Source organism: Sphingomonas suaedae (assembly GCF_007833215.1).
In the GTDB taxonomy this organism is placed as follows: Bacteria; Pseudomonadota; Alphaproteobacteria; order Sphingomonadales; family Sphingomonadaceae; genus Sphingomonas; species Sphingomonas suaedae.
In genome coordinates, this window is record NZ_CP042239.1 from 577,392 (window position 1) to 599,442 (window position 22,051).

14 protein-coding genes and 1 pseudogene are annotated in these 22,051 nt (G+C 60.3%); 10 read left to right on the top strand and 5 right to left on the bottom strand.

The genetic code is table 11. The features are described 5' to 3' along the window. Positions 1 to 304: 304 nt before the first annotated feature. Genes FPZ54_RS02775 through FPZ54_RS02790 form a run of 4 tightly spaced genes read right to left on the bottom strand, consistent with a single transcriptional unit; the run spans position 305 to position 4,362 of the window. Complete coding sequence (locus tag FPZ54_RS02775) at positions 305 to 1,114, bottom strand: HvfC/BufC N-terminal domain-containing protein (protein ID WP_145844798.1); 810 nt, start codon at positions 1,112 to 1,114, stop codon at positions 305 to 307. After that, positions 1,111 to 2,034, bottom strand: coding sequence for an MNIO family bufferin maturase (gene bufB / locus FPZ54_RS02780; protein ID WP_422396568.1), 924 nt, complete (start codon positions 2,032 to 2,034; stop codon positions 1,111 to 1,113). The genes FPZ54_RS02775 and bufB overlap by 4 nt, the downstream gene beginning before the upstream one ends. 7 nt (positions 2,035 to 2,041) lie before the next feature. Then, positions 2,042 to 2,701 carry a hypothetical protein gene (locus FPZ54_RS02785; protein WP_145844801.1) on the bottom strand — a complete coding sequence of 220 codons (660 nt, stop codon included), beginning with the start codon at positions 2,699 to 2,701 and terminating at the stop codon, positions 2,042 to 2,044. A gap of 23 nt (positions 2,702 to 2,724) precedes the next feature. Further along, positions 2,725 to 4,362 (bottom strand): ferritin-like domain-containing protein, encoded by a 1,638-nt coding sequence (locus FPZ54_RS02790; RefSeq protein WP_145844802.1) that lies wholly within the window; start codon positions 4,360 to 4,362, stop codon positions 2,725 to 2,727. Between the two features lie 278 nt (positions 4,363 to 4,640). On the opposite strand from FPZ54_RS02790, the gene FPZ54_RS02795 reads away from it, so the two are divergent. From FPZ54_RS02795 to FPZ54_RS02815, 5 genes are read left to right on the top strand one after another with little or no spacing between them, the layout of a single operon-like run. Then, the gene (locus FPZ54_RS02795; RefSeq protein ID WP_145844804.1) at positions 4,641 to 5,507 is read left to right on the top strand and encodes a hypothetical protein; all 867 of its coding nucleotides are present in this window, start codon (positions 4,641 to 4,643) and stop codon (positions 5,505 to 5,507) included. Further along, positions 5,500 to 6,504: a hypothetical protein gene (locus tag FPZ54_RS02800; RefSeq protein ID WP_145844806.1), complete on the top strand. Its 1,005-nt coding sequence runs from the start codon at positions 5,500 to 5,502 to the stop codon at positions 6,502 to 6,504. The genes FPZ54_RS02795 and FPZ54_RS02800 overlap by 8 nt, the downstream gene beginning before the upstream one ends. Next, positions 6,501 to 8,219: a Dyp-type peroxidase gene (locus tag FPZ54_RS02805; RefSeq protein WP_145844808.1), complete on the top strand. Its 1,719-nt coding sequence runs from the start codon at positions 6,501 to 6,503 to the stop codon at positions 8,217 to 8,219. Before FPZ54_RS02800 ends, FPZ54_RS02805 begins: the two co-directional genes overlap by 4 nt. A 24-nt stretch (positions 8,220 to 8,243) precedes the next feature. Further along, a complete protein-coding gene (locus FPZ54_RS02810) occupies positions 8,244 to 9,605 on the top strand; it encodes a cytochrome P450 family protein (RefSeq protein WP_145844810.1) in 1,362 nt (453 codons plus the stop codon). Then, positions 9,602 to 10,372, top strand: a complete 771-nt coding sequence (locus tag FPZ54_RS02815; protein WP_145844812.1) for a glutathione binding-like protein — start codon at positions 9,602 to 9,604, stop codon at positions 10,370 to 10,372. The genes FPZ54_RS02810 and FPZ54_RS02815 overlap by 4 nt, the downstream gene beginning before the upstream one ends. Before the next feature lie 42 nt (positions 10,373 to 10,414). On the opposite strand, the gene FPZ54_RS02820 is transcribed toward FPZ54_RS02815, so the two are convergent. Continuing rightward, positions 10,415 to 11,047 (bottom strand): 2OG-Fe(II) oxygenase, encoded by a 633-nt coding sequence (locus FPZ54_RS02820; RefSeq protein WP_145844813.1) that lies wholly within the window; start codon positions 11,045 to 11,047, stop codon positions 10,415 to 10,417. Between the two features lie 180 nt (positions 11,048 to 11,227). On the opposite strand from FPZ54_RS02820, the pseudogene FPZ54_RS20385 reads away from it, so the two are divergent. The 5 genes and pseudogenes from FPZ54_RS20385 to FPZ54_RS02840 form a co-directional block, all read left to right on the top strand. Next, positions 11,228 to 11,306 (top strand): annotated as a pseudogene (locus tag FPZ54_RS20385) (IS5/IS1182 family transposase); the annotation flags it as partial. 681 nt (positions 11,307 to 11,987) lie between these two features. Continuing rightward, positions 11,988 to 14,141 (top strand): type I secretion system permease/ATPase, encoded by a 2,154-nt coding sequence (locus tag FPZ54_RS02825; RefSeq protein WP_145844816.1) that lies wholly within the window; start codon positions 11,988 to 11,990, stop codon positions 14,139 to 14,141. Next, the gene (locus FPZ54_RS02830; RefSeq protein WP_145844818.1) at positions 14,138 to 15,532 is read left to right on the top strand and encodes an HlyD family type I secretion periplasmic adaptor subunit; all 1,395 of its coding nucleotides are present in this window, start codon (positions 14,138 to 14,140) and stop codon (positions 15,530 to 15,532) included. The genes FPZ54_RS02825 and FPZ54_RS02830 overlap by 4 nt, the downstream gene beginning before the upstream one ends. A 301-nt stretch (positions 15,533 to 15,833) precedes the next feature. Further along, positions 15,834 to 16,457: a hypothetical protein gene (locus tag FPZ54_RS02835; protein ID WP_145844819.1), complete on the top strand. Its 624-nt coding sequence runs from the start codon at positions 15,834 to 15,836 to the stop codon at positions 16,455 to 16,457. A gap of 37 nt (positions 16,458 to 16,494) precedes the next feature. After that, positions 16,495 to 21,678 carry a calcium-binding protein gene (locus FPZ54_RS02840; protein WP_145844820.1) on the top strand — a complete coding sequence of 1,728 codons (5,184 nt, stop codon included), beginning with the start codon at positions 16,495 to 16,497 and terminating at the stop codon, positions 21,676 to 21,678. Positions 21,679 to 22,051 lie beyond the last annotated feature (373 nt).

Sequence of the window (22,051 nt, forward strand, 5' to 3'; positions counted from 1 at the left end):
TTTCCCGGCGCTCAGCAGCCCGTCAGCTACTGCGCGCCAGCCCCTCCGATCCGAACGAGCGACGCACTGCAAACAGCAGCGGCAATGATTGGCGGTTCGCCATTTCGAATATCATTGCATTGCCCTCCCGGCTCGATCGCCGGTGGCGAAAACTTGTTACGCGCCTGTGACTACCGAACCATTATATTGCCAATGTGAGATGTTTTCCGGCGGCCTTTGGCTAACGCCGCTCAGGGCCGGCGCCGTCGTGCGATCGAGGTGAGCGGTACGGGCCAGGCTGATATCGCGATCGCATTGCTTGAGATTACGCGGCGACGAAGACGCCCCAGTCGATCCAGCGCGCGCGACAGCCCTGTGCGCCGCGCCATATCGCATTGGCCTCTTCGCGATCGAGCGCATGGCATTCGCAGACGCGATCCAGCGCCGTATCCACATCGCTTCCGGCCCGCATCGCCGCGAGCAGAACATGCTGCGGCGCGCTCAGGGCGATGGTGCGCGTAACATAGTCGGTTCGGACGAGCGCGATATGGCTGGGGGAGGGGGTTGGTGGAGGCAATGACGGTGCCTCGCCACGCCGCACGGCATGATAGTAAGCGGCGACCGGGAAGCCATAGATGCCAAGCGCGAAAGCGGTTTGAAGACGGAGCGCGCTGTCGGGAGTCTCCGGGGTCGCATAGCCGTGCTCCTCATTGCCCTGCGCATCGAACATCGTGAACACGGCATATTCGAAGCGGGCGAGATCGACCATGAAATCGACCCACATGAACTCATTTGGCGCCTCGCCCGGCTGCGGCTCGGGCCGGTTCGCTTGCATCCAGCCCGGGAAGCGGCGGCCAAGGTCGTAAAGCGTGTGCCGTTCGGGCGGGCAATCGCGAATATAGTCGGCGACGAAATCGTCGAACAGCGCACGGCCGAGCGCGTGGCACAGCGCCGGGAACTGTTCGCGCATACAGGCGGCGATGCGCAGAAAATAACCGCGCTGGTAAATGGCCAGGCCGCCCGCCGCGCCGAGCCGTCCGTCCGCCGCGAACAATGCCTGAGCGGTGCCGGGATCGGCATGGGGGTGGATCAACGCCGCGTGCATCCGGTGCTGCGCCGCTGCCAGCGCGGTCATGCTGCATCCTCCATCACGCTGTCCATCGCGCGCGGAACCAGGAAATCGACCGGGTTGGAGATGCTGTCGCGTGTTGCCGGGCCGGTGCACTCATGCGGAGCGGAGTCGCCCGCCATATAATTTTCGGCCTTGCGCAGTTCGGAAAGGCAGGCGACGAAATCGGGAATCTGATCGTCCCATTCGAGCAGGGTCGATGCGCCGCCGGTCCGCGCCCAGGCGATGGCGAACAGCTCCCAGACTTCAGGCCGTACCGGGCGGTCATGGGTGTCGATCACATGGGTGCCGAAATCCTGATGGCCGGCGAGGTGCATCTGCACGACCCGGTCGCACGGGAATGCGTCGAGATAGGCGAGCGGGTCGGTCCCGGCGTTGAAACAGCTGACATAGACATTGTTGACGTCGAGCAGCAGCCCGCAACCCGTCTGTTCGGTCAGCGCGCGCAGGAAATCCGGTTCGTCCATCGTCGAATGCGCAAAGCGGACATAGGAACTGGGATTCTCGAGGATCAGCGGACGTTCGAGCCGATCCTGCACTTCAAGGACGCGCTTGGCGACATGGGCGAGGCTTTCCTCGGTCAACGGCATCGGCAGCAGGTCGTGCGAATTGTGGCCGTTCACGCCGGTCCAGCACAGATGATCGCTGATCCAGGCCGGGCGAACCTCATCCGCCAGCCGTTTGAGCGATGCGAGATAGCCGGTGTCGAGCGGATCGGTGCTGCCGATCGACAGCGATACGCCGTGCAGCACCACCGGATAGCGTTCGGCGACCGCGCGGATGATCGCGCGCGGGCGCCCGCCCGAGTCCATGAAATTCTCGGAAATCGCCTCAAACCACAGATCCTGTGGCTTGCCCGACAGGATTGCGTCGAAATGGACGTTGCGCAGCCCCAGCCCCAGTCCCAACCGGGGCAGGCCCACCAGCGCGTCCTCAGCTACAGCCACCGGCGCCGCTCATCCCGCTCGATCCGCACGCGGTCATATTGCCGCGTTCATTATTGTCATCGGAAATCCACAAATAGGTCGGGCCGGTGCCCGCAAACGCCGCAGGTGCGCTTCCGAGTGTCGCCGGCAGCGGCTGATTGGCCGGAATATTGCCCGCCGCCTGGGCAGCGAGCAGCTGTTGCCGGGTCGCTTCCCAATTCGCCTCGAACACCGCGCGCGCGCGCAGCCAGACGCTTTGCCCCTGGTTCGGTCCGTTGGTGCTGAACCGCTCGGCGTTGATCGGCGTGGCGCACGACCCCTGCGAACGACAGTCATTGGCGCCGGGATTGTTCATCTCCTCGCCCGTGCCATAGAGGCCGCAGCCCCCCTGTCCCTTGCACTCGTTCTGGACGTGGCAGGTATGGTCGGTGCCGGTCGAGCAATAGCCCTGTCCGGCACAGGCATTGGGTTCGCGCCCCGGTGCGCCGAACAGGCCGAAGCGATCCGATCCGGCACAGGCGTTCAGGCCCATGCAGGCGTGGAGCGGCAGCCCATGCGGTTGCGGGCCGATCACGCCCGAGCCCGGAAAGGCGGGCTCGTCGGGATAGGGATAGGGTGTCGGGACGGGTTCGCCGGGCGTGACCGGGGGCGTGGAGCAGGATGCCATGGGTCGTTCCTCTCGCTTGCGTGTCAGCGTTGCCCGGCGGCGATCCAGTATGGACCGACATCGGGAAGATGCATGGGGACATTGTTGGTGCCGGTCTTCGAGATCGCGACGCCGACATAATAGATGACGTTCTGGAGCACGCCGATCAGGTTATCATCCGCCTTCTCGACCTTCAGCGCCTCGGCATTGTCCGCACCGGGCGCGAACAGCGCCTGGACATGCTCGACCACCTCATTCGCATCGAGCTGCGCAATCAGGGCATTGGCCGCCGCGATCGCCTTGTTGCCGTAATAGGTAAGACCCAGGAACGACAGCGCCCGATCACCGAGCGAGACATTTTCGAAGGTCGGCCCCATCATCTTCCCGGCATAGTCGCCGCTGGGAATCGGGATCTGACGGATGGTGCGGATATATTTGTCCATCACCCAGATCATCGACCGGTGCAGCCCTTCGTTGAAGAACAGCTTCTGCTTTTCGGGCGGCACCAGATAGACCGTTTCGGTCATCACCAGCATATACTGGAAGCAGGCGCTGCAGAAATTGGCGATGTCGACATAATATTCGGGATAGTTCGCCGCGACCGGGCTGTCGGGCATGTTCACCAGCACCCCGGCGTCCAGCAGCGCCTGCTGCGTCATCGCGGGCTGGATCACCTCGGTCGGCGCGGGCGGCTGGGGCGGGCGCACCTCGCTGGTGCCCGCATAATCGGCGAACTGCGCCTGGAGCGTCAGGAACTTCACATAATGCGACTCTTCGTCTTTTGACGGGTCGTCGTCGGGGCTGGGGCCGACATTCTGGATCGGCACGCCCTCACCCTGATCGCAGATTGTGTCGATCGCGGTTGCGGCGTCCTGGATCGATTGGATCGCGACCAGCTGGGTCGGGCCGGCATGGCTGTCGTCAGTGTCGGGATAGACCGCCGCCGCCGCCGCGCCCTGTACCGAATCGGCCCAGCTGACCGCAGCGGGAGGCGCGGGCTTCCACGGGTCGAACCCGGCCGAGGGATAGACCGTGTCGACGTTGTTGGGCGAGTAGTTATAGGACTGGATGGCGTTGTCGACCGACCCCTGCTGAAAATCCGAATCGGCAAGAAACTGGGTGCTGAGCAGGCAGCGGATATAGGAATAGAATTGCCCGATCGTATCCCAGTCGCTGTCCTGCGGCGCGGCGTTCCATTGTTCGGGATATTCGATCTGGAGGAAGTGCCACAGCTGTTCGAAGCTCAGCTTGCCGAGCGGGATCTGCACTGCGGTCTGGCCGTCCGGACCCGCCGGACCCTGCGGATTGTGATAGGGCAGGCCGGTCGGATAGGCGCCAGGCGCCTTGCCGTAGAGCTGGGGCATCACGCCCATCGACCATAATATGTTCGACGAGAGCGACATGTGGAGCATTTCCTCCACCGCCACGCTCATGATGATGCCGCCCGCCTTATTGGCGAAGAGCTGGGCGTCGCTGATCGTCTCGCCGCTCTCATTGTTCCGGACGAGCGAATAATAGGTGTAGAGATAGATCGGGATCGTCGCGAGTTCGATTTCGACCGCGGTCTGTAGATCGGTTTTCAGGCGCGTGAGCACCTGATCCCGCGTCCAGGTGGCGTTGAGCGTCGCCACGAACGCCTGTTCTGCGGGCGTCAACGGCGTGACTGGGTCCGGTATATCCATGGAATCCCCTCAGGTCCGAAGGTTTTTGTGAACCCGGGGAACAACTAATACGGACGAAAACCCCCGTTGGAGTGCACTTATATTGACGCGCGCGGCGGGCGACAACGCCAAAATACTGGCCTCGGTACGATTTCGTCGTGAATAAACCGTTGTGGATAAAATTCCTTGCCACCCGCGCCAATACGACCGTAAGTCCATGCAATCAAACCGTGTGTGTCTTGATTGTGAGTCGAGGCGTAGGTTGATCGGTACGGCGTTGTTCCTCTGGAGACGGATCGATGAGCAACCTGGCCGGCAAAGCCTATGGCATGAACGTTGTAACGCCGATGCGTCCGGGCGTGACATGGATCAATAATTTCCTGTTCATGATCTCGCGGTCGCTTCCATCGACGCTGTCGGGCCTTTTGGGACTTGGATTCATCCATTTTGCACGTTGGGTCATCATCCGCCGCGATCAATGGCCGCAGCTGGGGCAACCTCCGGCGAAGCTGTCGAACGATTATATGTTGTTCTGCAGCAACTTCAACGGCACCTGGGACCAGTATATCGACGCATTCGCGGACGGCATTCCGGGCGGGCTCGACCTGTTCTGGTATTCGAGCACCAAATATCCCAACTCGATCCCGATCACGCCGTTCAAAGACTATATCCGCGCCAATCAGGTAGATACCAACTATTACTATAATGCGACGCCGGGCAGCGGGCAGCGCGACATCAAGCTCGCGCTCAAACTGTCGCACGATCTAGCGGCGATCGCCGCCCGGGCCAGCGAGATGAGCGACGCCGAACTCGCCTCGGCCTATGAGCGGTTGCTGATCGCCAATCAGGGCGGGCTGGGCTCGCCGGGCTATGCCCCGGTCGCGAGCTGCGACACCGCCGCCGCCGACCGCAACCGCGCCGATGCCGAGCTGGGCCGCTGGGGCGAAGGGGGCACCGGCGGGATCGAGGCCGAGCGGGAGCTGGAGCCGGTTTCGGCGGAGGTCGTCATCGCCTCGAGCGCGAACGAGGACGAGGGCGCACGGGCCGCTGTCCGTGCAGCAGTCGCCGCCGCGCTCGACTCGACGCCGCACACCGACGAGGTTCCCAAGGTCACCGACCCGCCGCCGGAAATCCCTGCCGAAAAGGGGGAGAAGGCCGATGGCTAATATCGACGTCAGCAGCTATTTCTTCACCGCTGCGGTGCCCGTGTGCAACGAAGGCATTGTCGAGCATGACGGCATGAAAAGCTCGCCGATCCATGTGATCCGTGAGGTGTTCGAGACGCTGCCGACCGCATTACAATCGCACGCGACCGAGGAGATCGGACTGAACAGTCCGTTCTCGCGCAATCTGCGGACGCATTTCACGCGGTTCGTGATCCTCGATCAGCCCTATTTCAACGGGCGCGATCACAGCAACGCGCTGGTCAACGCAGTGGCGGGGACCAATTTGCTCGATCCTCAACCGGTGGATCAGATCAGCTGCCCCTATATCTTCTGGACGATCGATTTCGATCTGCCCGACCCGGCCGGAACCGGCGAGCCGCGCCGCTATTTCGAGGAGCTTTGGGGCCAGATGGAGCCCGAGCTGCGCTCGATCTTCCAATATTGCTACGCCTTCGACGCGGTGACCGATGCGGCGAGTTTCGCGACCTATATCCTGCGGTGCCAGATCGAAACGACGATGCCGTTTCATGATTATTGGTATGTTCCGCCAAAGCTCAGTTCGATCTCGATCGCCGGGTTGGCGCTGATCCCCGGCATCGGGGCGTTGATGCTGCTGGCGTCGCTGCTCGCCTGCATCCTGCGCTGGACCGGCTGGCAATGGGCGGCGGGCTTTGCCGGGTGGAGCGGCTGGGGCTGGATGCCGTGGGTGGGACTCGCGCTGCTGATCCTCGGCCTCGTGGTCGATTATTACTGGATATTGTGGAAGGGCAGGCAGCCTTATCCGGCGGCGCCGGGCAGCGACCTGCGCAACGTGCTCAAGGGGCTGTATCTGCAACAGGCGTTCACGCGCTTCGCGATGGAGCAGCAACGCCGCGATCCCGACCAATGGGGCGCCGCGTTCCGCCAGTTCCTCACCGCCACCAGACCCGCTGATCTGGACGGGCCGACCCAGCCCCCCGGCGTGATCCGAAGCAAGCTGTCGGGAGACGCGGCATGACCAACGCCACCCACACCGCACCGGCCGCGACGTTGCTCGACCTTGCCGATATCCAGGGCGGAATCCTGCGCACCTATGGCGACGGTTTCCCCAAGGGGCGAAACTTCTACCTCACCGTGCGCGATGCGCGGAAGGGACGCGCGTTCGTCGAGGCGCTGCGGCCGCGGATCACCACCGCCGCGCGCTGGAAGGATCCGAACCGCCAGGAACCGCTGGTCCGCACGCACAATCCGCGGGTGAAGGATATCGTCCGTGCCGAGGGCGTGCCCGATTATCCCGGCCGGGTGCAGTTGATGAAGCCCAAGGTCACGTTCAATATCGGCTTCACTTTCATGGGCCTGCTGGCGCTCGGGGTGCCGACGCGGACGCTGCGCGGGATGCCCGACGATTTCATCGACGGGATGGAGGCGCGCGCCGCGCTGCTGGGCGACGATCCCTTTCTCGACAAGCGCGACGCGGTGTGGCGCGACTCAAAGGGCAACAAGCGCGTCCATATCCTGCTGACGCTCTATGCCCAGCAGAATCCGGACGGCACCGCCTGTCCCGAGCTGGACGCCGAAACCGACCTGATCGTCGCGCTGTGCAAAAAGTCGCGCAGCGGTGTGGTGCTGCTGGACGGTGTCGGGCCGGACAACGCCAAATGGCAGGACCTGTCGGCGGTGATGCGCCAGGACGGCGATAACTGGTGGCCGACCAACAAGGAACATTTCGGTCTCTCCGACGGCTTCGGCGACCCGGTCTTCTCGGGCCAATTCTCCGGCGAGGCCGAGCGGGTGCGCGTCGCGGGCGGCGGCAAGCTCGTGTTCGATCCGAAGAAGAAGGCGTATGAGTGGCAACCGCTGGCAACCGGCGAATTCCTGCTCGGCTATCCCGACGAGGCTCAGGAAATCCCCGGTGCGGCGATGCCGATCGCGTTCAGCCGCAACGGCACCTTCATGGCCTATCGCAAGCTGCACGAGGCCGTCGGCACCTTCCACGCCTATATCGACGATCAGGCAACCCGCTACGCCAAAGTCTATCAAGTGCCGCATCAGGAGGCGGTGGACACGATCAAGGCCAAGATGGTCGGCCGCTGGGAAGATGGCGTGCCGCTGATGATCGCGCCGACCTATCCCGCCTGGCAGCGTTTCCGCGCGGAGCTCGACAAGGCGCGGGCCGAGAAGGACAAGGCGAAGCTGGCCGAGATCGCGCTGAAGTTCACCAACTTCATCTACGCCTCCGACCCCGCCGGATCGAAATGCCCGGTCACCTCGCATCTGCGCCGCGCCAATCCACGCGACACGCTGGGGCCCACCTTCGCCGACAACGGCATGTCGAACGACGGCAGTGCGATCATCAACCGCCGCCGCATTCTGAGGCGCGGATTGCCCTATGGCCAATATGATGCCGATGCGCCCGGCGACGATGGCGACCATGGCATCATCTTCATGGCGATCTGCACCAACTTGTTCCGCCAGTTCGAATTCGTGCAGCAGCAATGGATGCAGTACGGCCTCGATTTCAACGCGGGCAGCGATACCTGCCCGGTGATCGGCAACCATGCCGAAAGGGACGAACCGAAGCTGGTGATTCCGGTCGATGCGGAGGTCGGGAAGCTGCCCTTTATCTGCGACCGCTTGCCCCAGCTCGTCGAGCCGCGCGGCGGGGATTATTTCTTCCTGCCCAGCATGACCGCGCTGCGGATGATCGGAATGGGGATCATCGACCCGACCTGACCGACCCACAGAAGGAGACGCCCGGTGCAATGGCTGTTCAACCTGCCGACCGCGATCTGGCGTCGGCTGTTGCTGATCCTTCAGGGGCTATGGGCGCTGATCTGGCTGATCGCCGCCGGGATCGGCGCGCTGCTGGGTAAGGGCGGGACGATCGGCAGCCGCCTGGGCGCGGCAATCGGCGGTCCCGAAGGTCAGCGCAAGGTGTTCGCGGTGCTGCGGCTGTTTCAGCCCAATCTGGTTATCAAGCGCAAGGTCATCGCTTCCTATCCGAATAACGGCGTCACCGCGATTGCAACGCGCCACACCGACGTGACCGATATCCTGACCCGCGATGCCGATTTCGGCGTGGTCTATGGCCCCCGCATGGAGATGATTACCGGGGGCGAGAACTTCTTCCTCGGGATGCAGGATACGCCGCGTTACACGCGCGATACATCGAACATGCGGCTGGTGGTGCGGCGCGACGACGTGCCCACGATCGTGACCCCCTATGTCTCCACCGCCGCTGCGGAAATCGTCGCGATGGTGCCCGGCAAGATCGACGTGCCGCAAGCGCTGACCCAGCCGGTCGCGGCGGGGCTTCTCGATCGCTATTTCGGCACGCCAGGTCCGTCGCAGGCAGCGATTGCTGAGTGGACCACCTTGCTGTTCTGGTATCTGTTCATCGACCTTCAGGCCGATCCCGATCTCGACGCGCGCGCACAGGCGGCGGCCGCCAGTTTCCGCGACTGGATGGACGGACATATCGCCGCGCGGCGCAAGGGGCGGAAAACGGACGATGTTCTGGGTCGGTGCCTCGCCATGGGCAGCGCGGAGATGCCGGGGATGAGCGACCGTGATATCCGCAACAATCTGATCGGTCTGTTGATCGGCGAGCTGCCGACGCTGTCCGCCACCGCCAATCTCGCGCTCGACGAGCTGCTGGATCGTCCACATCAGTTCGCCGCCGCCTGCGCTGCCGCGCGCAGTGGCGATGATGCCACGCTGGCGGCCTATGTGTTCGAAGCGCTGCGCTTTCGCCCGCTCAACCCGGTGGTCTATCGCCGTGCGATGCGCGACACGTCGATTGCAGCGGGAACGCTGCGCCGCCGCAAGATCGTCAAGGACAGCATCGTGATGGCATCGAACCTGTCGGCGATGTTCGATCCGCTGGCGGTTCCCGACGCCCCCAGCTTCCGCACTGACCGGCCGTGGGAAACCTATATGCTTTGGGGCTATGGGATGCACGCCTGTTTCGGGGCGCATATCAACCGGGCGGTGCTGCCCGCGATGCTCAAGCCATTGCTCGCCCAGCCCAATCTGCGCCGCGCCGAGGGCGAGCGCGGGCAGATCGACAAGGCCGGCACGCCATTCCCGCAGCATTTCCATCTCGAGTTCGATACATGAGCGGTCCTGCCATGCGGGCGACGCTGTTGACCTTTCAGCCGATGATCGACAGCGAGACGACGCGGCTGATCATCCGCTATCACGGAATCGAGGCTCAGGAGCGCGACCATCTGCCGGTCTGTGCGGCCATTCGCACGCTCCTGCACGGCGGCAACGGGCATATCCCGCTCCTCTATGGCGATGGGTTCGCGCTCACGAGTCCCTATCCCATCGCCCAGCATTTCGATGCCGCCCTGCCGCCCGACCGTCGGCTGATCCCGGACCGTCAGCCGCTCGCGGGGCAGGTTGAGGCCGACTGGCAAACCTATAACGGCACGATGGGGACCGACGTCGCCCTGTTCGCCTATCATCATCTGCTGCCCGATCGCGCGCTGATGCAGCCGATCTTTGGTGCACCGGTACTATGGATTGAACGGGCGCTTCTGCCGATCAGCTATCCGCTGTTGCGGGCGTTGATCACGCTCGGCCTCAAGCTCTCGGCCGAACGCGCCGCCGCAGCCGAGGCAGCGATCCGCACGACGCTGGACGCGACCGACCGGCGCATTGCTGACGGTCGAAACTATCTGGTGGGCGACCGGCTGACGCTCAGCGATATCGCGCTGTGCGCCGCGTTTGCGCCGCTGCTGTTGCCGCGCGGCTATGGCGCGCTGATGCCGCCGATCGAGGCGATGCCGCTACCGCTTCGCGCGTTGATGGATGAACTGCGCACCCGGCCCACCGCCGCTTTCATTCAACGCCTGTATGATTGCGGGTTCGACGGCACCTGAACCGAAGCGGGGGAGGGGGCGCCGGCAGCGATCACGTGCCGCTCAGACGGACTTGCCCAGATACCAGCAATTGATGGCAAAGCGCGACTGTCCAAAATCGCGGTCAGGGCAGGAAACGGGCCGCACCTCATGCGGAGCCCAGGCGGGGAACAGCAGCAGCCTGTCGTTTTTCGGCGCGATATCGACATGGCTCCCGCCGTCGTCTGCAGATCGGAGCGAATGGAGCCGAAGATCGCCGCCGGTGAAGCCACAGGGTGTTGCATGGAAATAATAGACGCCCGTCAATATGCGATCGGGGCGCGGCGGGCCGCTGGCGACGAAGGTGTCAATGTGACGATGATAGAAATCGCCATCGCCATGCGCCGCCAGTTCCATCGAAAGCCCCTTCAGCGCAAAGGGGGCGAGTCCCAGGCGCGATATGGCGGCAGGCAACCGGGCGCGAAACCGCGCTTCCACTTCGGCGCGCAAATCTCCGAAATCCTGGGTGGCGCGAGAACTACGTACGCTTTTGCGAACGAACTTGTTCGCGGTGTTGCCGATGGTCGTATCGGCAAAGACCGGTTCCCGCTCCAACACGAACTTAAGCAGGCGCGCGGCCAGCTCGGCGCCGAATGCGGCATCGACGACCCAATGAGGCGGTGGCGCAGAAAAGGCGGAAAAGGTTTTGGCGTTCATGCGTCGGCCAATGATCGAACCCCGTGCACGGGCTGACAGCGCGTTCGAATGCCGTCTATCAATCCCCGGGCGATTGGACAAGGCTTGGGATCAGACCCATGGATGTGCGAGGCGCGAACTGATTCAGGCTCCGCGAGGAGACTGAAAGTGAGCGACCTGTAATGGCTGACGGACGAGCAGATGGCTCGGCTCGAGCCGTATTTTCCAAAAGAGCCACGGCAGGCCGAGGGTGGACGATCGGCACGCGCTGAGCGCGCTGGGGTCAGATGCGTGTCTTCACGCAGGTTTGGCGAACTGGGACTCAAGCGCCATCCTTGATATTCATCATGTCGGGCACTCACCTTGCGAACCCTGGTTCGCGCCCTGGCCGTTTCGCGAGAGATCGGCTTCGCCCTAATGCGCCGAGAATTAGCATCAGCGCTCGACATTCGTTTTGAAGAGTGGGCGAGAGCCCGCCACAGGGCCATGGAGCGATATTCCGCCTATCCGATTGGGATGGGGATACCGCAAAACCCGCCGAAAACAGTCGTTTGCCGCGCGTATTGGGATGCCTTGGGAATACAGCCTGGTGACCCCTACGGACGCCAGAGAGCCTACTTAAGTTTTTGAATCTAATTGGTAATGAGAGGATGTCGCGAATATATACCATCTTAAGTACCATCAAATTTCTGCGATGACCTCCCCCTTTTTAGGACGTCCCGCTCAGAGGAAGGTGCTTTCAATAATGTCGCCAGGGTACTCCCCGCCCTTGTCTGCTCACTGCAGTGAAGCGTTGCATAAGAAACTGATATTTCAACAAATCCCGTTGCGCAGCGAGGCTTTCGGCCTCGGCTATCCTTCGGCTGTCATAAAGCTTTCGTTACGGACCGACACTTACTCATTTTGCAATTGATTGGACGCCTCTGTGCTGTAACCATCGCTGGCGCGAGGGAAATTCCGGATGATCGGCGAAGGCGTATCAACGCGTATCGAGGGAAACGGCGCGGACGATGGGCTTGTGGCCTTCGCCACGGTCCTCGCAATGAATGGAATTGTGGCGGACCCTAACCACCTACGCCACGCACTTGGGCATCAGGATTCTGTCTCAGCCGAGGAGATTCTTCGCCTCGCCAAAGGTCAGGACGGCGTCCGGGCAAAGATAATCAAGGCGACATTTGATAAGCTTCGACGACTTCCGCTCCCGGCGATGGCGCATGGGCCGGAAGGCTGGTTCATCATTGGGCGGGCGACGGCGGATACAGCATTGATCCAGCGTCCTGGCTCCACGCCTGAACGCGCCGACCCGGAAAGCATCGCCCGGATATGGTCTGGGATGCTGGTGCTGGTGACGACGCGCGAGGGAGCCTTGGGATCCGCCGGACGCTTCGACATCACTTGGTTCATCCCACAGATTGTCCGCTATCGCAGGCTGATTGGAGAGGTGCTACTTATCACTTTGGCGCTCAACCTCCTTGGTCTGGCCGCGCCGCTGTTCTTCCAGAACATTATCGATAAGGTTCTAGTCCACAATACCCTTGCGACGCTGCAGGTACTATCAATTGGCCTTCTAGCGGTATCTACGTGGGAGGTCGCATTTGGCTGGCTACGCACGCGGCTTTACTCGGAAACTAGTCAGAAGCTTGATGTAGAACTTGGTACCAAGCTCTTCCGGCATCTGCTAAGCTTGCCGCTGTCCTATTTTGAGGGGCGGCGGGTTGGCGACACCGTTACTCGAGTTCGCCAGCTCGAATCCATTCGCGAATTCCTAACCAACGCGTCGTTGTCGGTCCTGGTCGACCCGGCGTTCACCTTGGTATTCCTTGTGGCAATGTGGATATACTCGCCGACCCTTTTCTGGGTCGTTGCGTTGACGATCCCGGCCTACGTGGTGGTTTCGTTGCTGATCACTGGTCCGCTTCGACGTCGACTCGACGACAAGTTCGAGCGAGGGTCTGCGAATAACGCGCTCCTTGTCGAAAGCGTCTCGGGTATGCAGACGGTGAAGGCCTCGGCGGTCGAACCACAATGGCAGATGCGGTGGGAGCGCCAGCTCGCGGGATATAGCGCCGCCAATCAGCGCGTCATCAACCTTGGAAATACTGGCAGCCAGACTGTCCAGTTCATTTCCAAAGTCAGCCTCGCGGCAATTTTGTTTTTTGGCGCGCGCGAAGTGATCGCTGGAACGCTGACGGTCGGCGGGCTGGTTGCCTTCAACATGTTCGCGCAGCGCGTCTCCGGGCCCGTCATCCGAATGGCGCAGTTGTGGCAAGATTTTCAGCAGGTGCGCCTTTCCATCGAGCGATTGGGTGACGTGCTCAACGCACCCGCCGAACCAGGAACGGGCTCCAGGGTTGCGCTGCCCAGTCTTCGCGGCGCCATCAAGTTCGAAGGGGTCCGTTTTCGCTACGGCCTAGACGGCCCCTGGACGTTAGACGACATCAATTTCGACCTCGGCGCTGGCGCAACGCTTGGTATCGCTGGGTCGTCAGGTTCCGGAAAGTCGACGCTCACCAAGCTGCTCCAACGGCTCTACACGCCGGCCGCCGGTCGCATACTGATCGACGGTGTCGACATTGCGCAGATAGATCCGTCGTGGCTCCGGCGTCAGATCGGGGTCGTGCTGCAGGAAAACCTCCTGTTCAATCGCTCGATCCGCGAGAATATTGCGCTCGTCAATCCTGCGCTCCCGGTCGAACGTGTCATGGCTGCAGCAAAGCTCGCGGGCGCGCATGATTTCATCCTGACATTGCCGCACGGGTATGATTCGATCATCGAGGAACGCGGGGTCAACTTGTCGGGAGGGCAGCGCCAGCGAATCGCGATCGCCCGCGCTCTGGTCACCCAGCCCAGGATCCTCATCCTCGACGAAGCGACCTCGGCACTCGACGCCGAAAGCGAAGAAATCATCCAGACCAACCTAAAAGCGATCGCGCGCGGGCGAACCGTGTTGATTATCGCGCACCGGCTTTCGGCAATAAGGCAGTGCGACCGGATCATGACGCTCGAGCGGGGGCGCATCGTCGAGATCGGGAGCCATGAGGAACTGCTCCGTCGCGGTGGGCGCTATGCCAGCCTGCACCGGCGCCAAATGGGTTTCGGCGGAGACGCGGCATGAATGCGGTCAGTCGCCATTGGGAGATCGTGCGCGGTGCCCTCGCCGACGAAAGGGAGCGAAAGCGCTCAGTGTTTCGCTCAGACGAGGCAGCCTTTTTGCCTGCGGCTCTCGAAATCATCGAGACACCCGTGTCGCCGACCGGGCGCATCACGACGTGGGTGCTGCTCGGGCTTTTGGTCTTTGTCATAAGCTGGCTGGCTCTTGGTAAGATCGATGTCGTCGCCTCGGCAACGGGGCGGCTGATACCCGCGGACAGCGTCAAGTTGATTCAGCCGGCGGAGCCTGGCGTCGTTCACGCAATTCTCGTTCGGGAGGGGCAGTATGTCCGCGCCGGGCAGGCGCTGGTCGAACTGGATCCGACGATCTCTACGGCGGAGGCTGCTCAGGCTCGGAAAGCGTTGGAGACGGCGCTGCTTGATGCGGCGCGAGGGAGAGCGATTTTGTCGGGTCTTGACGGGCACGGCTTTGCCTTCGTTCCACCAGCAGGTACGCCCTCCCAAGTCGTGGCCACCCAATTCGCGCTGGCGCGTGCGCAGCTTGAGAATATTCGGGCGAGCGCAATCACCCACCGCGCAGAGCGCGACGCAGCGATGTCGACACTTGGCGAAGCGCGGGTCCAGGCGATCAAGCTAACCGAGACCTTGCCCTTGCTCGATGAGCAGATCAAAGCAAATGAACTACTCCTTGCCAAGGGCTATGTCTCAAAATTGAAAGTCATCGAGATGCGTCGGCAGCGTCTCGCGGTGGCGCGCGATCGCGATATCGCGATCCAAACCGCGAATAAGGCCGCAGCACAGATGGCTGGCGCACGGGGCAGCGTCGTTCAGTCGGAGGCGGAGGCGCGCGCCCGCGTCCTTGTTGATCTAGTAAAGGCGGAGGCTGATGCAAAACTGCGCCTCGAAGAACTGTCGAAGGCAACAAAAAGGTCGAGCCTCCAGACCTTGGTCAGTCCTGTCGACGGGACGGTGTCACAACTCGCTATCCATACGTTAGGCGGCGTTGTTGAAGCCACCAAACCCGTAATGGTGATCGTACCCAAAGGTGGAAGGCTGGTCGCTGACGTCAAGATCCTCAATCGCGATGTGGGCTTCATCGAGGTGGGGCAGTCCGTCGCGGTCAAGCTAGAGGCATTTCCATTCACCCGGTACGGAACGCTGCAGGGCCGGATCGAAAGCCTGGGCTCGGACGCGATCGAGGATGAGGCGCTCGGTCTGGTATACCCGGCGAGGATTTCTCTGGACTCGCCGCGGTCGCCCGTTCGCCACGCCAAGATCAAGCCAAACGTTGGCATGCGGGTGACGGTCGACGTCCGTACCGGACGGCGCAGCATTTTATCCTATCTGATCAGTCCAATAGACCAAACAGCCCAAGAAGCCGGAAGAGAGCGATGAATGAACCGGAATTTCGGGTGGGCCCAGCATGGCCTTCGGTCGTTGCTCGTCGGAGCAGCCGCTGGCCCGACCTCAGTAGAGGTGCGTATCACAATATTCATCGATGCTGCGACCAACCTCAAGGCTACAAGACTTTTGCACCGCGCAAAGCGGAGGCCCGGAGATCGGTACAGCAAACCGACCCCGACCAGCCTCACTTCAGCCGCCGGCGAGAGTCGTTATCGGGCAAAACCGTACCCTCACCTAGTGGACGCCCCTATGTTGAGGCCAACTTGTCAAACATTGAAAAGGGAGAGGTATATTGAGCAGCTATACCCGGTTGGCGCTCAACTCGACCGCCAGGCTAGAACGCGCGGATTACCTCTATGCCTGCAGGCCGCGGGCCCACAATGGCCGGGCGGTCTGCGTCCTGACGCTGATAGCCCTTATCCTGTCGGGGGCGACGAGCGGCGCGGCCCGAACCAGCTCGCGCAATTCGACACTTCTGAATGAAGTGCAAAAACCACAGGCGGCGGCGCTCGCGATACACACCAAAGCGACAGAAAGGCGAAACGTGTCTGAAAAGAAACCCCAGTCGTGGATGCCAAATAATGCCCAGGTCGCGAAGATCGAAGCGTTGCTCTCGGGGCGATTACTCGTTGGCGCGCCGCTGGCGGAGCGAGTCCGCGTCTATTCGGGAACCCGCGAAGGCGGTAAGCGGTATGTCATTGGAAAACTGCTGACTCCGGATTGGCATGGGCAAGAATTTAACCCAGATCATCGCGATGAGCGTCGCATGGAGAGCTGGCAAGCTGGGCGATACATCGTCCCTCTATCCAAGCTTCCCAGCAGAGTATCTGCCCTGCCGGACACTAGCTGCTCGCAAATCAAGGTCATATTCAACGTCGAGCTTGGCATAATCCAAGACAACGGCTGCCTAAAATAGAGGTTATTATCTCAGAATTTATACGGGGGTGCGGAAAATGTCATTCACGGTAGCATTGTTTCAGGCATACAACGGCCCGAATGCGGCTTTGAAGTTGAGTAGCTCAAATTGGAGTTTGTTTTCTAATTCTTTAAATTTACTTGTTAATAATTCGATTATTGCGAACTTCTTTTCCACGCTTTCGACAAGCGTCGGGGTGATTACAGTCGAAAGAAGTCCAGATCCTCAAAAAAATGCCTATTGGAGTGAAACAAGCAAAGCAATATCTTTGACCGATACTATTTATTCAGGATTTCAGACAAATAATCCTACAGGTACTCCCTTCACAGTTGATTTGACGCGAACCATATTTCACGAGCTCGTTCACGCCAAATATCACGACACCGACAATCTGATCTCTGATAAGGCGGCCTATCAGCGCGAAGAGCGGACCGTGTTCCTTGAGAATACGGTCTACAGAGCCGCTTTCGGGGGCGACGAGCGGGTTGGTCACGGAACCGTCGCACTGCCGTCTGCAAGTGCAGTCAGCTATTTAGACGGCATGACATTGGCGGAGCCGGGTAATGCTAATGTATTTAAATTCACCTCAGGCGCGACTGAGATCATCAAGAACTACAATAACTACAACGTGTCGGTCTCAGCTTCGTCAATCTATCAGTATGATCATTACATATCGGTCATCTTGAAGTCGAGTTCGCGCTTGTTATTTGAAAATGGCGTGGTTGACAATCAAAAATTGACCGACGTGTTCGCTGGTGTCCAAGCGGTGGATCCTGCCTCGGCCCTGGACACCGCCGGAAAGACTATTCTGTCAGTCCAGACCTTGCGCGAGAGTCTTGCCATCGGCCTGGCCGGCACCGCGGCCGGTTCCGACCTGCTGGGCTCCCTAAGGTTCTTCACGCTTGATCAAACAGCGTTCCAGGCCGTGTCGGCTGAAGCTTACGCGGATAGTTATAATGGGGGTCCGTATCGAACCTACTATGGCGCTGCATCCATCAACACGACAACAGCACCAGACGTCCTCGCGATCGACGCTACAGCGTTGACCGGGGCGATAATCGTAGGTGGCAGCGGCTACAACAAGAACGGAATAAACGCTCTTGATGGCGGTGATGACATAAAGGCCGGCGGCGGCAACGACTTGTTGCTGGCGGGCAATAGCCGCGGGACCCGTGTCAATCTTCTGGATGGTGGCGCCGGCCACGATATCCTAATCGGCGGCACTGGGCGTGACCAACTGACGGGTGGCGATGGAGACGACCTGATGCTGGGCGGTGGCGGGGAGGATGTCTTCAAGGGCGGGGCCGGAAAAGATATCGTCAGCTATACGACGGCTTCGGCGGGCGTGTCCGTGGATCTCTCGTTGCGTTCCGGCGCCGGTGACTTCAGCACAGTCGTTGGGCTGGCGACCGCAGGTGCCGCGACCGATGCGACTGGCGACAAAATGGGCGGGATCGAGATCGTGATCGGTTCCTCCTATAACGACGTCCTAAAAGGGGATGGAACCGGTGTCACACTCTTCGGCGCCGAGGGTGACGACGAGTTATTTGGAAAATCAAACGACATTTTAATTGGTGGCGCTGGCCGCGACACTCTGCATGACGGAGAAGGCAACAGCATACTGAGTGGCGGCGAAGGCAGTGATCTTTTCATTGGCGGACCAGGTAGCGACGATATCTGGGGTGGTGACGAGGCTGCCCCGGGTAGCCCCTCGGACGAAGAGGATACTGTGTCTTATTCCAGCGGGACGAAGCCCGTAACGATAAGTTATGATGGATCGAGTGAGACCACCGCGATCAGGGTTGGCGATGGGAGCGGCGGCACGGATGCGCTTCACAGTATCGAAAAGATTATTGGAACTGCCGGACGCGATGTCGTCAATATCGTCGGTCAAATTGCGGCTGGTACCAATCTCACGATAGACGGTGGTGGCGGGCAAGGCAGCAGTCCTCAAGACACGATCAATTTCTCAAAAAGCACTGTTGGTGGTGCTGTTACTCTGGATGGTGCCGGTTCGGGCACTATCAGTACAGGCGCGAACCAGTTTATTCATCTTACGGGATTCCACACCGGGATCGTTGGCTCGAATTTCGATGACAACGTTACCGACACGAGCACCGGCCACAAGAATATTGATGGCGGTGGCGGCAATGACGTAATCTCGATAGCGGGAACCACGGGTACGGGGACTCTTCTGGGTGGCTTTGGCGACGACGTGCTGACCGGCGGATCCGGTAACGACATATTGAACGGAGGGTCGGGCGCAGATCATTTATTCGGCGGCGCTGGCTCAGATTTGCTGATCAGCCGTGATCATTCCGAAGCTTTTTCGACTGAAGTGCTGGATGGCGGCGAGGGAAGCGACAAACTCGTAGCTGCCGGAAATGTGGACGGTGCGGTGATCCTGCGAGGGGGCGGAGGAAACGATTTATTCCATTCCACCGCGTCAAGCTTATCCGGTAACGGAGCAGTCGTCGTTGAATTCGGAGTTGGAGCGGGGCACGACGAGGTTATTGGAACTCCAGTCGAGAGCAGTATTGATGCGCCTGGTGGTATCGCTTGGAATATTGCAATAGATGCGTCCTCTCTCTCCAGGGATGATGTAAAAATCGTATGGACTCCAAACGTAATCAGCCAAAATGGCGATATCTATGAGATTCGGGGTGATCTTGCCCTCGTAATAAAGAGTACTGGTGATTCCATTTTGTTCGGAGACGTCACTGGTTTTCGTCGCCCGGCCCCTGGAACTTCAATAACCGATCCCGTCCATTGGGACAATTATACGAGCGGATCCATCTGGGGCATCGATCTACCCTACATTCTTTTTTCGGACGGCGATGAGATTTTTATCGACGGCATCACTCTTGTAGACTTCGATATGAGTGGCGCCGGGTCCTACGATCAGGCGGCTGCCGATTATGCGGGAGCTATAGCTCTACCCGCCGGCTCGCAGGATGGCGGCGATGGTGCGGACGACCTATCAGGCGCGGCCGGCGACGACACCCTCAGCGGCGGGGGGGGCGATGATAATTTTGAGGGATCTGCAGGTAACGACACGATTGATGGTGGCACCGGCAATGACACGCTGAACCTTTTCGGAGCACGGGGCGACTATGAGGTGACGGAAAATGGTCCCGGCGAATATGCCGTGACTGACTTACGTGATGGAGCAATCACCACCATCACCAACGTGGAGAACATCTACTTTATCTATAATAATGAAGCCGCTCCGGTCGAAGATCTCTTTCCGATTATCGGTACGGCAGGCGATGATAACCCATTAAGCGGCACTCCATTCGACGATCAAATCGAAGGCTGGGCGGGTGACGACGTGATCATTGCGGGAGGAGGCAATGATCGGGTCACTGGGGGCGCGGGGACCGACACGATCGTCGAAGGTTCTGGCGATGACACTTATTTCTGGAACCTTGGCGATGGCGACGACGTGATTACCGGTGGCAGCGCGTCGGATGGGAGCGACACGCTTGAATTTGGACCGGGCATCACTGTCGATAGCCTTCGTTACAGTGGAACGCCCGACGGCTGGGGGATCAAGGTTTGGATCGAAGGCGATGCGGGTTCGATTACGCTTGATCGCCTGCTGGACTCGGGCAACCGCCAAATTGATCAGTTTCGCTTCGCAGATGGCAGTCTACTCAGCCGATCGCAGATACTGGCTGCTGCATTTTCCCAAATTCCGACGGCGGGTGCGGACCACATCTACGGCTCGCAAGGCGATGATATCATTGGTGGCCTTGCCGGCGACGACATCATCGATTCTCGCGGCGGCGACGACATTCTCGCCGGCGGAGTCGGGTCTGATCGTATCGACGGCGGTGACGGAATCGATGCGGCGTATTATTTCGGCGCTTCAACTGACTTCGGAATCGCCCTCGCTCCCGACGGATCGGTCGAGGTTTGGGATACTCTGGGCGACGAAGGTTATGATGTCCTGTCCGGAGTCGAAGTGCTTCACTTTGCCGGAGATGGTGCCACGATCATGGTCAGCGGTTTGCCCCCCCTCGGGTCTTTGGTCGACGACACGATTGTAGGCACAGCGCGCTCAGAAACGCTGTACGGCTTCGAAGGCAACGACCGCCTCGAAGGCTCAGGAGGTGCCGACACCCTGGTGGGTGGAATCGGGGCCGATTTACTGCTCGGTCAAATTGGTGCCGATACGCTCATCGGTGGCGACGGTGACGACATGCTGACTGGCGGTGCAGACGACGACATCTACCGGATCGCGCCGGGAGAAGGTAGCGACATCATTGACGATTATGGCGACGGCAGCGGAGGCAGCGGCGGTACCGATACGCTCCTGCTGGATGTAGGGATTACGCCGGGTGACGTGACTGTCACGCAGGAATTTAATGGCTCAGGTTTCGTTCTTGAATTCGCTGGGACCAGCGACATCATCACGCTACGCAATTCGTTGCCGTTCAACGAATGGCGGATTGAGTTGGTGCGCTTTGAGGATGGAACAATCTGGTCTCATGCCGATTTGCTGGCCAAATCGATGGAGCGTAATGGAGGGGATGACGTATTTTACGGCGACGAAAATGGTCAAATAATTGACGGGGGTCTTGGTAGTGATCAGTTAATTGGCCGGGCTGGCAATGATGTGCTTATTGGTGGTGCCGGGAATGACTCACTTTGGGGGGAGGCCGGAAACGATACTTACCTCTTTTCTCTGGGAGGCGGACAAGACATCATTGAAGATTGGAGAAGCCCAAGTAACTTCAATACACTGCAGTTCACTGCAGAAATTGCCCCTGAAGATGTAGTCGTTGGCACCGACGCCAGTGGCTTTGACATAACAATCGAATTTTTGAACAGTAGTGACAGTGTCACAATCAAATATATGAACATTGCCAACAATGGCATCAATCAGATCTTGTTTGCAGATGGTACGGTATGGTCGGACGCAGATATCTTGGGGCTTGCTCAGGGAGGCGGGTCCATGGCCCAAGCGACGACGGCTTTCGAATCGACCGAAGTGCAGATGCAATTGCCCGACGCGAGCGCGCAGACGGTGAGTGCGATTTCGGATGCTGATCGCCTTGCCGAAGCAGCCGGTAGCTTCGGGGCGAAGTTCGCGAACGCTCGTACATTTGCTTTTGATGGTTTCGAGGCACGGCTATGGGGTGGGCAACCCGATGTCGTATATCTGTCGCGTCACAACAACGACGGGGCGGGCAATTTTGATGCGTTGCGCCAGTGATTTGTTCTTTGTGATCACTGCAGGGTGTCTGCGCGACGAGTAGTCCACGGTGGGCGACCCGTCGCGCGAAACTCTCTCGATCGAAGTCGCAGCCGCCGATGCGGTGTGGATCTACGTTCTTGCCAAGGGACCTATATACGTGACTGACCCACTACGCTGGCGGGCAGTAATCTAGGATGAACTTCGCTAGCCCTTCGACTGTTAGGTCAGGATCGTAATTCACTTCGTCCGCGCGGGGCTCGCCTATCATCAGTGGTCGCCGCCCAACGCGCGGGATCGCCGCCAACATCACGTCATCCAAGTCAGAGTCGCACACGCCAAGCTGATTGCAGATTTCTGAGGAACGAGTGACCGCTCTACGCACGCCCTGATC

Coding starts and splice junctions, on each gene's coding strand:
- FPZ54_RS02775 (WP_145844798.1), bottom strand. CDS start 1,114: ATGACCGCGCTGGCAGCGGCGCAGCACCGGATGCACGCGGCGTTGATC.
- FPZ54_RS02785 (WP_145844801.1), bottom strand. CDS start 2,701: ATGGCATCCTGCTCCACGCCCCCGGTCACGCCCGGCGAACCCGTCCCG.
- FPZ54_RS02790 (WP_145844802.1), bottom strand. CDS start 4,362: ATGGATATACCGGACCCAGTCACGCCGTTGACGCCCGCAGAACAGGCG.
- FPZ54_RS02795 (WP_145844804.1), top strand. CDS start 4,641: ATGAGCAACCTGGCCGGCAAAGCCTATGGCATGAACGTTGTAACGCCG.
- FPZ54_RS02800 (WP_145844806.1), top strand. CDS start 5,500: ATGGCTAATATCGACGTCAGCAGCTATTTCTTCACCGCTGCGGTGCCC.
- FPZ54_RS02805 (WP_145844808.1), top strand. CDS start 6,501: ATGACCAACGCCACCCACACCGCACCGGCCGCGACGTTGCTCGACCTT.
- FPZ54_RS02815 (WP_145844812.1), top strand. CDS start 9,602: ATGAGCGGTCCTGCCATGCGGGCGACGCTGTTGACCTTTCAGCCGATG.
- FPZ54_RS02820 (WP_145844813.1), bottom strand. CDS start 11,047: ATGAACGCCAAAACCTTTTCCGCCTTTTCTGCGCCACCGCCTCATTGG.
- FPZ54_RS02825 (WP_145844816.1), top strand. CDS start 11,988: ATGATCGGCGAAGGCGTATCAACGCGTATCGAGGGAAACGGCGCGGAC.
- FPZ54_RS02830 (WP_145844818.1), top strand. CDS start 14,138: ATGAATGCGGTCAGTCGCCATTGGGAGATCGTGCGCGGTGCCCTCGCC.
- FPZ54_RS02840 (WP_145844820.1), top strand. CDS start 16,495: ATGTCATTCACGGTAGCATTGTTTCAGGCATACAACGGCCCGAATGCG.